This window comes from Campylobacter gracilis, from assembly GCF_018374135.1.
In the GTDB taxonomy this organism is placed as follows: Bacteria; Campylobacterota; Campylobacteria; order Campylobacterales; family Campylobacteraceae; genus Campylobacter_B; species Campylobacter_B gracilis_A.
This window is the reverse complement of the sequence record NZ_JAHAFS010000019.1, coordinates 24,740-34,932: the sequence shown is the minus strand read 5'-3', so window position 1 is coordinate 34,932 and position 10,193 is coordinate 24,740. Positions and strand designations below refer to the sequence as shown.

Annotated in this window: 7 protein-coding genes; 1 reads left to right on the top strand and 6 read right to left on the bottom strand. The window is 50.5% G+C overall.

The features are described from left to right. Nucleotides 1-470: 470 nt before the first annotated feature. The 6 genes from hemE to KH703_RS08945 all read right to left on the bottom strand — a co-directional run bounded on the left by hemE (nucleotide 471) and on the right by KH703_RS08945 (nucleotide 7,289). Nucleotides 471-1,517 carry a uroporphyrinogen decarboxylase gene (gene hemE, locus KH703_RS08970; protein ID WP_304295526.1) on the bottom strand — a complete coding sequence of 349 codons (1,047 nt, stop codon included), beginning with the start codon at nucleotides 1,515-1,517 and terminating at the stop codon, nucleotides 471-473. Nucleotides 1,518-1,519: 2 nt separating this feature from the next. Further along, the gene (locus KH703_RS08965) at nucleotides 1,520-2,011 is read right to left on the bottom strand and encodes a YqhA family protein (protein WP_304295525.1); all 492 of its coding nucleotides are present in this window, start codon (nucleotides 2,009-2,011) and stop codon (nucleotides 1,520-1,522) included. 301 nt (nucleotides 2,012-2,312) lie between these two features. Then, on the bottom strand, nucleotides 2,313-3,344 hold the full coding sequence (locus KH703_RS08960) for an aspartate-semialdehyde dehydrogenase (protein ID WP_304295524.1): 1,032 nt from the start codon (nucleotides 3,342-3,344) through the stop codon (nucleotides 2,313-2,315). Continuing rightward, nucleotides 3,337-6,069, bottom strand: a complete 2,733-nt coding sequence (gene gyrA, locus KH703_RS08955; RefSeq protein WP_304295527.1) for a DNA gyrase subunit A — start codon at nucleotides 6,067-6,069, stop codon at nucleotides 3,337-3,339. Before gyrA ends, KH703_RS08960 begins: the two co-directional genes overlap by 8 nt. Nucleotides 6,070-6,119: 50 nt before the next feature. Continuing rightward, nucleotides 6,120-6,740, bottom strand: coding sequence for a ComF family protein (locus KH703_RS08950; RefSeq protein WP_304295523.1), 621 nt, complete (start codon nucleotides 6,738-6,740; stop codon nucleotides 6,120-6,122). Further along, on the bottom strand, nucleotides 6,741-7,289 hold the full coding sequence (locus tag KH703_RS08945; protein ID WP_005873082.1) for a YajG family lipoprotein: 549 nt from the start codon (nucleotides 7,287-7,289) through the stop codon (nucleotides 6,741-6,743). It abuts the gene before it with no gap. 92 nt (nucleotides 7,290-7,381) lie between these two features. Between KH703_RS08945 and KH703_RS08940 the strand changes: the two genes are divergently transcribed. Further along, nucleotides 7,382-9,622: a DNA polymerase III subunit gamma/tau gene (locus KH703_RS08940; RefSeq protein WP_304295522.1), complete on the top strand. Its 2,241-nt coding sequence runs from the start codon at nucleotides 7,382-7,384 to the stop codon at nucleotides 9,620-9,622. The last annotated feature ends 571 nt before the right edge of the window (nucleotides 9,623-10,193 follow it).

The following is a 10,193-nucleotide window of genomic DNA, read 5'->3' as shown; positions in this document are numbered from 1 at the left end:
GGCGCCGCTTTTATGCGAAATTCCACTTCTGCGCACTGCCCTCGCTAGGACGGAATTTTAAACTTAGAGTTTTGAATTTATCCTTAAATTTGGGGGCGCGAGAGCTATAAATTTAAAGCGCGGGCTAAATTTAAAATCGCAAGCTCGCGGTATTTTTACGCCGCCGCATACATAGCGCGTAAAATTTTAAGCCTCGCTCGGCGTAAAAGCAGCATAAAATTTCAAATTTAGACTAAATTTTAAAATTTAGCGATGCCGCCGCGCAAAACGGCGCAGAATTTTAAAATTTAAAGCTTTGCGTTCCGCAGCTGTTTTGGCAGCGTGAAAGCGGTGCAAAATTTAAAATTTATGGGCAGCGGAAAAAATCGCGCGAAAGCAAATCAAGCAGCCCAAACAAGCAAAATTTTAAACTATGGCTCTATGAAATTTCACAGCGACGCGCTGCAAGCGAACTATCGCAAAATAAGATTTTAGCGCGCGCTTAGCTCGTGCACCAGATCCACCAGATATTTGGCGTTTTGCACGCTCACATCGGGCAAAATCCCATGGCCTAGATTAAAGATATGCGCAGCACCCTTCATCGCTGCTAAAATCTCGCGTACGCCCGATTCTATCGCGCCGCGGTCGTATAGCCGCATCGGCTCCAGGTTGCCCTGAAGCACAAATTTGCCCCCGAGCTGCTCGCGCGCAAGCCCCATAGGAGTGCTCCAATCCACGCCCCATACGTCAAAGCTCGCCGCGCCGCGCCGCGCCGCAATACTGCTCAGCCGCGACATCTGTGCGCCCGTGCCCTTGGCAAAGACGATGAGCGGGATATGCGGGAATTTCGCCTTTAAAAATTCCGTGATTTCCAAGATGTATCGCCAGCCGAACTCCTCGTACGCGCTCGGCTCCAGCGCGCCCGCCCAGCTGTCGAAGATCTGCACCGCATCGACGCCCGAGCCGATCTGACGCGCCAGATAAAGCTTCGTCGCCTCCGTAACGAGGCGCAAAATTTCATGCAGAAGCTGCGGATTTTCGTAGAGCATCCTTTTGCAAACGGCGTAATTTTTACTGCCGCCGCCCTCGATCATGTAGGTAGCGATCGTCCACGGCGCGCCGCAAAAGCCGATGAGCGCTTTGTCCGCGGCAAGACGAGAGCGTGTAAGCGAGATCGTATCATAAACGTATCCGAGCTCCGCCGCGGCCTTTTGCGGATCAAGGCGCGCCAGATCGCCCCGGGAGCGGATCGGATCACTAAAGCGCGGCCCCTCGCCCGCTTCAAAGCGCAGATCCATCCCCATCTGCATCGGCACGACCAAAATATCGCTAAAAAGTATTGCTGCATCGACGCCCAAAATCTCCACGGGTTGGATCGTTACCTCGCTAGCGGCGCGGTAGTCGCGGCACAGGCTCAAAAAATCGCCCGTCCTCTCGCGCACCGCCATGTATTGCGGCAGGTAGCGCCCCGCCTGGCGCATCATCCAAATGGGCGTGTATGGGGTCTCTTTGCCGAAGCATGCGTCGATGAAAACCATTTTTATCCTTTAAATTTACTCAAAATATACAAAGCCAAACAAACCGCAAAGATAGCCCCTGCGAGCAAAAGCATATCCAAAGGAGTAGTAAAATCGGTGTGCAAAATTCGCTTGAAAAAATCCACTACGAGCACCATTATGATGACGCTGCCGAGTTTGTGCTTCAGCTCATCTAGCGAGGCGATCTTTAAAACTTGCAAATTTAGATCCACAAACTCGTCGATAAACAGCTCATAAATCCCAAATACGAAGATTAGCAGCACGATAGCGACCAGATACAGATCGATCGCCGTTATTATCTCGCTTAAAATATCGACGTAAAGCGCTCCCTTGCTCTGCGGAGCTGGGAAAAATTCCACGATTTTATAGAGCGCCGAGCAGATTTCGTAGCTTGCCATCACAAATATCGCCGCGCCTGCCGCGATGCAAAAAAGCACTGGCAGGAGGGTTAAAAATTTGCTGCAAAGTAAAAATTTCTCAAATATAGCTTTCATTTCTTCCTTAAATTTTAATTCGGGTAGCCGCTTCGCAAACGAACGTATAAATTTAAAACCGCTCCATGCCGAAGCGTTCGTTTAAATTTACGCTCGTTTACAACCGCATAAATTTACGCTATTTGATCGCGCCCGTTTGAGTCTTTAAAATTTTGCGCCAGGTTAAAGGCGCAAAATTTCAGCTCGCGGCGTTAAATTTTAACTAGGCTGATTTGCAAATTTTATTCGCCAGACCTCGGCACCGAAATCATGCGCGCGACCGCATCCGCGCGCAAAGGCTCGGCAACCCTGTTAAATTATCCTACTTGTCTTGCTGCATATCGATCCAGCGAAGCGCGATGCGCACGGCGTTCGTAGCCGCTCCGACGCGGATCTGATCGGCGCTGCACCAAAGATGCAAAATTTTATCGTCGAAATTGTCCCTGCGGAGCCTGCCGACGTAGGTTTCGTTCGTGTCGCTCGAAAGCAGCGGCATCGGATATTCGTTTTTGCTCGGATCGTCTACAAGCACGATGCTAGGCGCGTTTTTTAAAATTTCGCGCACGCGGCTAATCTCGAAATCCTTTTTAAATTTTATCGTGATCGCCTCGCTGTGGCTGCGCAGCACCGGCACGCGCACGCAGGTAGCCGAAACGGCGAAGTTTTTATGCAAAATTTTCTGCGTTTCGTTCACCATCTTCATCTCTTCTTTGGTGTAGTCGTTGTCCAAAAATACGTCGATGTGCGGGATGACATTCATCGCGATCTGATGCGGGAAAACCTTCGGCTCGCACTCATCAAGCTTAAAAGCGAAAAACTGCTGCAACTGCTCTACAAGCTCGCTCATACCCTCTTTACCTGCGCCGCTTGTCGCCTGGTAGGTGCTTACATCTACGCGCTCGATATCAAACGCGTCATCAAGCGGCTTAAGAATTTGAACCATCTGGATAGTTGAGCAGTTCGGATTAGCGATGATGCCTGTCTCTTCCCATAGCTTTATATCCTGCGGGTTGCACTCGGGCACTACGAGCGGGACGTTTTCTTGCATGCGAAAGTGGCTCGTATTGTCGATCACCACCGCGCCGCTTGCCGCAGCATATGGCACGTAATGCGCCGAAATGGAGCCGCCCGCGCTAAAAAACGCAATGTCGATCTCGTTTTCGTCGAAGGTGCTGTCGGTAAGCTCCCTCACGACGTATTCTTTGCCGCGGAATTCCACCTTCTCGCCCGCGCTCTTTGCGCTTGCAAGCGGCAGTATGTCCTTTACGGGGAAGTTCATCTCGTCTAAGACGCGCAAAATCTCCTCGCCTACGGCGCCGGTAGCGCCTACGATGGCGATATTGTAACTACTCATCCTCTCCTCCTTTTAAAATTTCATCGCTAGGGTCGTCGCTCTGCGAATCTTTGCTATCCAAATTTGAATTTAATAAATTTTCATCCTGCGCAAGCTCGCCTTCATCGCCCTCGTCGCCCTCCTCGGCTTTCGGGCAGGTCGCGATGCTCACGACGTCGTCGCCCTCGACATTTACGACGATGACGCCGCTGGTGTTGCGACCCGCTTTGCGGATGCTTTGCATATCGACGCGGATCATCTTACCGCTGGTGGTTAGCGCCATGAGATCCATCTCCTCATCGACCATCACGACGCCGATGAGCTCGCCGGTGCGGTTGGTGAGCTTCATGCAGATGACGCCCTTGCCGCCGCGGTTTGTGAGGCGATACTCGCTCGCAGTCGTGCGCTTACCGATACCCTTTTGGCTCACGCTTAAAATTTCTTGCATATCGCTTAGAATAAACGCGGCGCCGATGACCTCATCGCCTTTTTCTTTAAATTTAATCCCCTTTACGCCGCGAGCGATGCGCCCCATCTGACGAATTTTATTTAGATTAAATTTAAGACACATTCCCTTTTTCGTAGCGATGAAAAGCATATTTTCGTTGGCGCTTTGCAGCTCACCCTCTTGAGCGCCCTCGTCTTGCGAAATTTCATCTGAAATTTCATCCTCGCTTCCCTCTAAAATATCCTGCTCGATCTGCTCTAAGGCTTCCTCAGCCTCGCCGCCGTCCAGATCGTCGCCGCTTAGAGCGCCTCCTTTGTAGTTTTGCATCTCCTCGGCGCTGTTTGGAGCGATGAGAGCGGTTACTAGCGTATCGTCCTCATCTAGGCTAATAGCGCGGATGCCGAGTGAGCGGATATTTTTAAACTCGCTTAAATTCGTGCGTTTTACGATGCCGTTGCGAGTGAAAAATACGAGCGACTTGCTCGGATCAAAATCGGTCGTAGGGATGATCGCCATGATCTTTTCGTCCGCGCCGAGCTGGATTAAATTTACTACCGCCTTGCCCTTTGCGGTGCGTGAACCCTCCGGAATTTTATAGACTTTAAGCCAGTAAAGCTGCCCGCGGTCGGTGATAAACATAAGCGTGTCGTGGGTATTGCTCGTAAAAAAGCTCTCGATGAAATCATCGTCATACGTCGTAACCGCCACGCGTCCCTTGCCGCCACGCTTTTGCTTCTCGTAAGTCTTGCTAGGCACGCGCTTGATGTAGCCGCGATGAGTGATCGTAACGACCATATTTTCATTCGCGATTAAATCTTCGATGTCAATATCCTCGTAGTCATCGACGATTTCGGTGATGCGCGGGCATTTAAATTTATCTTTGATCTCCAAAAGCTCATCTTTGATGATGCCTTCGATTAGCTCCTCGCTCTTTAGGATCGCATCAAGCCGCTTTATCTCGGCTAAAATTTCTTTTAGCTCCTCTTCGATCTTTTCGCGCTCAAGTCCCGTTAAGCGGCTTAGCCTCATATCCAAAATCGCGCCCGATTGCGCCTCGCTGAGGCCGAATCTGCTCATTAAATTTTCGCGCGCGACGTTGGTGTCGGCGGAGTTTCTAATCACATCGATTACTTCGTCGATATTATCTAGCGCGATCTTTAAGCCCTCTAAGATGTGCGCTCTAGCACGGGCTTTTTGAAGCTCAAAAATTGTGCGGCGGATGATGACGGTTTTTCTATGGTTCAAAAACAGCTTCAAAAGCTCTATCAGCGTGAAAATCTTCGGCTCTTTGCCGTCGATTGCGAGCATTATCACGCCGAAGGTCGCCTCCATCGTAGTTTGCTTAAATAGATTATTCAGTACGATCTCGCTCATCGCGTCTCGTTTAAGTTCGATTACTACGCGAATTCCGTCGCGATCGCTCTCGTCGCGCACCTCAGAGATCCCTTCGATCTGCTTTTCCTTTACGAGATCTGCGATCTGTTCGATCAAGCGCGCCTTATTGGTCTGATACGGCAGCTCGTCGATTACGATGACGTCTTTACTAGCTTTTTTTTCGATATGGGTTTTAGCGCGAATTTTAACGCGCCCTCTGCCCGTTTTATACGCCTCGATGATCCCTTTTTTGCCGTAGATTATGCCGCCGGTCGGAAAATCGGGACCCTTGATCTCGCCCATGATCTCTTCTAGGCTTGCGTTTTTATTCTCAAGCAGTATCAAAAGACCGCCCACAAGCTCATCTAGGCTGTGCGGCGGGATATTCGTCGCCATTCCCACGGCGATTCCGCTCGAGCCGTTAAGCAGCAAATTCGGCACGCGCGCAGGCAATACGTCGGGCTCGTTTAGGCTCTCATCGTAGTTCGGCACGAAATCGACCGTCTCTTTATCCAGGTCTTTTAAAAGCTCCTCGGCTAGCGGCGTCATACGCGCTTCGGTGTACCTCATCGCCGCCGCTCCGTCGCCGTCGATCGAACCGAAGTTGCCTTGACCGTCCACGGAAGGAATTCTCATCGAAAAGCTCTGTGCCATTCGCACGAGCGCATCGTAAACGGCAGTATCGCCGTGCGGATGGTATTTACCGATGACGTCGCCTACGATACGGGCGGATTTTTTGTATGGCTGGCGAGAACCCACGCCAAGATCGTTCATCGCGTATAAAATTCGCCTATGCACAGGCTTTAGGCCGTCTCTGGCGTCGGGTAGCGCACGACCGATGATAACGCTCATCGAGTAATCAAGATAGCTCGTCTTGATTGATTCTTCGACGTCGATATCGATGATCTCCTGATTTTCAAACATATTTGATTGCATAAATATCCTTTTAAATTTTAAAGCGCGATTATAGCGAATTATTCTTTTGCATTAGCTAAAACCAAGCCGCACACGGGCATAAAGCCGCCATCGATCAAGCTCTCGCGCGCTTGCAGCATGCTAAGACCCGAGGTGATGATGTCGTCTACTAGGATCACGGGGAATTGCGGCGGGGTTAAAATTTTAAAATTCCGCTTGTGCTTTAGGCGGAATTCCAAACTCTGCCCGCTGTATTTGACGCGGTTTTGCGCGCGTAGGCAGTGAAATTTTGGCCCCACAAGCTCGCTTTTTAGCGCGCGAGCTAAGATCGCCGTGTGCGAATAGCCGCTGCGAGCATCATCATCCAGCGGCACGGCGTTAAATTTAAAAATTCCGTCCGTTGTTTTAAATGCTTCGTAGTTTTGCGGATTTGCTGAAATTTCGCGCTGCAGATGAAGCGGGAATTTCGCTAGGCTTAAAGAGGCTATGCGAGCAAGCACCGCAGCACCGTATTCGTGATGTTTAGAAAGTATAAGCTCTCGAATTTCGGAGTAGCCGTAGTAATAAAACACGCTAAAGTCCTCCACCTGCCGCATACTTAGGCGGCATTCGGCTAAATTTGCGGCGCAGGCGGCGCAGATCGTGCGCAGGCTAAACGCGCCGCAATTTACGCAACGCATCTAAAGCGTCAAGATGATTTGATCGGCGGATTTTTTGACGATGTCGCCAAGCAAGCTTTGCACGAAAGGATTAAGCGATCTAGCCGTGCGAAGCGCGGTAAATTGGCTCTGATCCTGTGAAACGCGCTTAGTAGTGGTTTTGTTGCCCTGCACGATAGAGATCGCGATCTCGCCTCTTGCGCTCATATTTTCCTTCGAGTAGCCGTTGATCGCCGCCGAGATGCTTCTGATATTTACAGTTACGATATTCGGGCTTGCAGGATCGATCCTTACGCCGCGAGCCTCAAGCTCCGCGCGCAAAGCCTTATCGAACCACGCCGAGAGATTGTTTTTTAAAAGCACTTCATCGACGAGTTTGCCGTCGTTGTCGTTTATAACGGCGATTACCATCTGATTTTCGCGCTGATCGTTGATCGCGTTGATATTTACCGACTTGCCGCTTACGGTCTGATCGGCCTTAGAGAGATACGGATTTAGGCTGATGACGCTGCTAGTTTGCGAGCAAGCGACAAAAAATAGCGCAAAGACGCCAAGTAAAAATTTTTTCATTTCGATCCTTTTTCTGAAATTCGGGCGCATTGTAGCACTAAATTTAAAATTTATAGATTTTTTTGTATCATTGTAAGATCAAAGGAGAAATTTTGCAAGCACTCGCTTTAAAATACAGACCCAAAAGCTTCGAGCAGCTCATCGGTCAAGACGCCGTCGCCAAAAGCCTCGCGCACGCGCTGGATTCGGGCAGACTGAGCCACGCATATCTTTTCAGCGGACTTCGCGGCAGCGGCAAAACCTCGACGGCTAGGATTTTTGCCAAAGCGCTTTTATGCGATAAAGGGCCTACCGGCAAGCCGTGCGAGATCTGCGATAACTGCGTAATGGCAAACGAGGGGCGCCACATCGACATCATCGAGATGGACGCCGCCAGCCACCGCAAAATCGACGATATCCGCGAGCTCATCGAACAGACGAAGTATCATCCCGCAAGCGCGCGCTTTAAAATTTTCATCATCGACGAGGTGCATATGCTCACCAAAGAGGCCTCCAACGCGCTTTTAAAGACGCTTGAGGAGCCGCCTGCTTACGTAAAATTTATCCTTGCGACGACCGATCCGCTCAAGCTTCCCGTCACGGTGCTATCGCGTACGCAGCACTTTCGCTTTAAACCGATCGCTAAAAGCGCCGTCGTAGCGCATCTTGCGCAAATTTTAAAAACCGAAAACATCGCTTACGAAGAGGGCGCGCTTGAAATTTTAGCGCGCAGCGGCTCGGGCTCGCTACGAGACACGCTCACGCTCCTCGATCAGGCGATTATCTTTAGCCGCGAAGGAATCACGCAGCGCGCGATCGCCGATATGTTGGGCTTGCTTGATCCCGCTAAAATCGGCGAAATTTTAGACGTCGTGCTGCGCCAAGACCGCGCGGGCGCGATCGAGATCATCAAAGAGGTCGAAAACTACAATGCCGAGACGATAATCGACGAGATGATCGCAAATTTAAAGGATAAATTCCTGCGACGCGACGCGAAATTTAGCCTGCTGATGTACGAGCGGTTTTTCCGCATTTTAGCGGGCGCTAAGAGCATGCTCGCCATCAGCCCGGACAACACCTACGCGATTTCTATGATGATTTTTATGATGATGGAGGCGGTAAATCTGCGCGAGATCGACGAGCTCATAGAGGTCGGAAGATCGCTAGATCAAGGCGAGGGCTATGCTTCCGCTTCGGCGCCTAATTTAAACGCGCAAAGCTCCGCGCCGAATTTTAGGTCGAATTCCAATCAAAGCGCGGCATTTGCGCCAAATAGCGAACCGGGCGGCGCGGCTTTTGCACCGAGCGACCAGGGTAGCGCGACAAGCGGCGTGCCGAGCTTTACTGCGAGCGCAAAACGCCCCGCAAGCTCGGCGCAAAACTCCGGTGCGGGCGGTGCAGCAAAACAGAGCCCTGACGCAAACGGCGAAATCAAACCGGGCGCGGCGGCGCAGGCGCAAAATTCTAGCTCTTCCGTCAAAACGGGCGCTCAAAATGAAATTTACGAGAATTTTTTAGCCAAAATTTACGATCGCGATTACGATCTGGGCGAGAAATTTAGCAAATGCATAGAATTTTTAAAGCTCGAGCGCGGCACGCTGTATCTGCTCTCGCGCGCGCAGGGACAGGACAGAGAGTACCTGCGCAAGGGCTCGCGAGCGATAAATAGCGTGCTAAAATCGCTTTTTGGCGAGAACGCGGCCATCAAGATAGAGCAAGGCGCGCCGCAAAACGGCGATGATCCCGCCCAAAGCGAGCGCGATCGGAATTCCGCGCGCGGCGCAACCGCTACGCAAAGCACGAATTCTACGCAAGGCGCGGCTTCCGAATCCGGCGTCGATACTACGCACCCTGCAAATTCCACGGCGCAAAATTTTACTGAAAGCCCCACTTCTAGCAGCATGCAAGATAATCCAGAATCTACGCAAGCGAGCGAGCAGAGCTGTGCGCCGCAAATAAATTCCGCCGCAGATGAGGCGCAAGCCGCAAAATTGCAAACGGATGCGGCAAGAAATTCCGAGCGGCAAAATTTGGAAAAATCCGTGGCGGATTCTACGGCGCAAAATTCTGCTCAGCGAAATTCCGCAATGAATTCCAATTCGCAAAATTCCGCTTCAAATTCCAAGCTGCAAAATTCTGAAATTTCTGCAGGAGATGACAGCGGAGAAAAGGACGATCTGTTAAGATCCACTGATCCGCAAAACTACGCCGCAAAGCCCCGCGATACGAGTAAGAGCGTGCGCGCCGCAAAGGCAGGTCTTGCCGAGCTCGCAAACGGCGCGCAGGACGGCAAGGAAATTTTGATCTCCGAGATAAATAGGCTATTCGGCGAGCCCACCAAAATCACGGAATAACGCTCGCTGCGGATTAAATTTATCTCCGCACGATTTTAAAATTTAAGCGCACAAAAGCAATTCCGAAATTTACGCGGCGAAGCAAACCTGCACGATTTTAAAATTTAAGCGGTAAAGGCAATATATAAATTTACGCGACGAATGGAGCTCGCACGATAAATTTTAAAATTTCGCGGCGCACAATCAAGCTATAGAGGGTCAACTTTTAAATTTGATCGCCAAAGCGAGCTTTAAATTTTCGCCAAAGCAAAGCGCATTTTAAATTTAACCGCCCAAGAAATCTAAGATTTATATGCCGCGACAGTCTAAATTTAGCGCGCCGCAAAGTATTCGCGCAGTCTGTCCCGTGCAAGCTCAAATCTAAATTTAAACGCGCGCTCACTATAATTCCAAAGATAAAATTCTGCCCGTCTGTATCGAAAATGTAAAATTCCGCGCTAACCGGCACCCTGCCCTCTGCGATACGGTTTTAGCCGTACCCATGCCTGATGCGTTCCCTTAGACTTTCATAAAACTTTTCAATACGACTTTAGCCGCATCCGTCGTGCAACTACCGGCACAAAAAAAACGC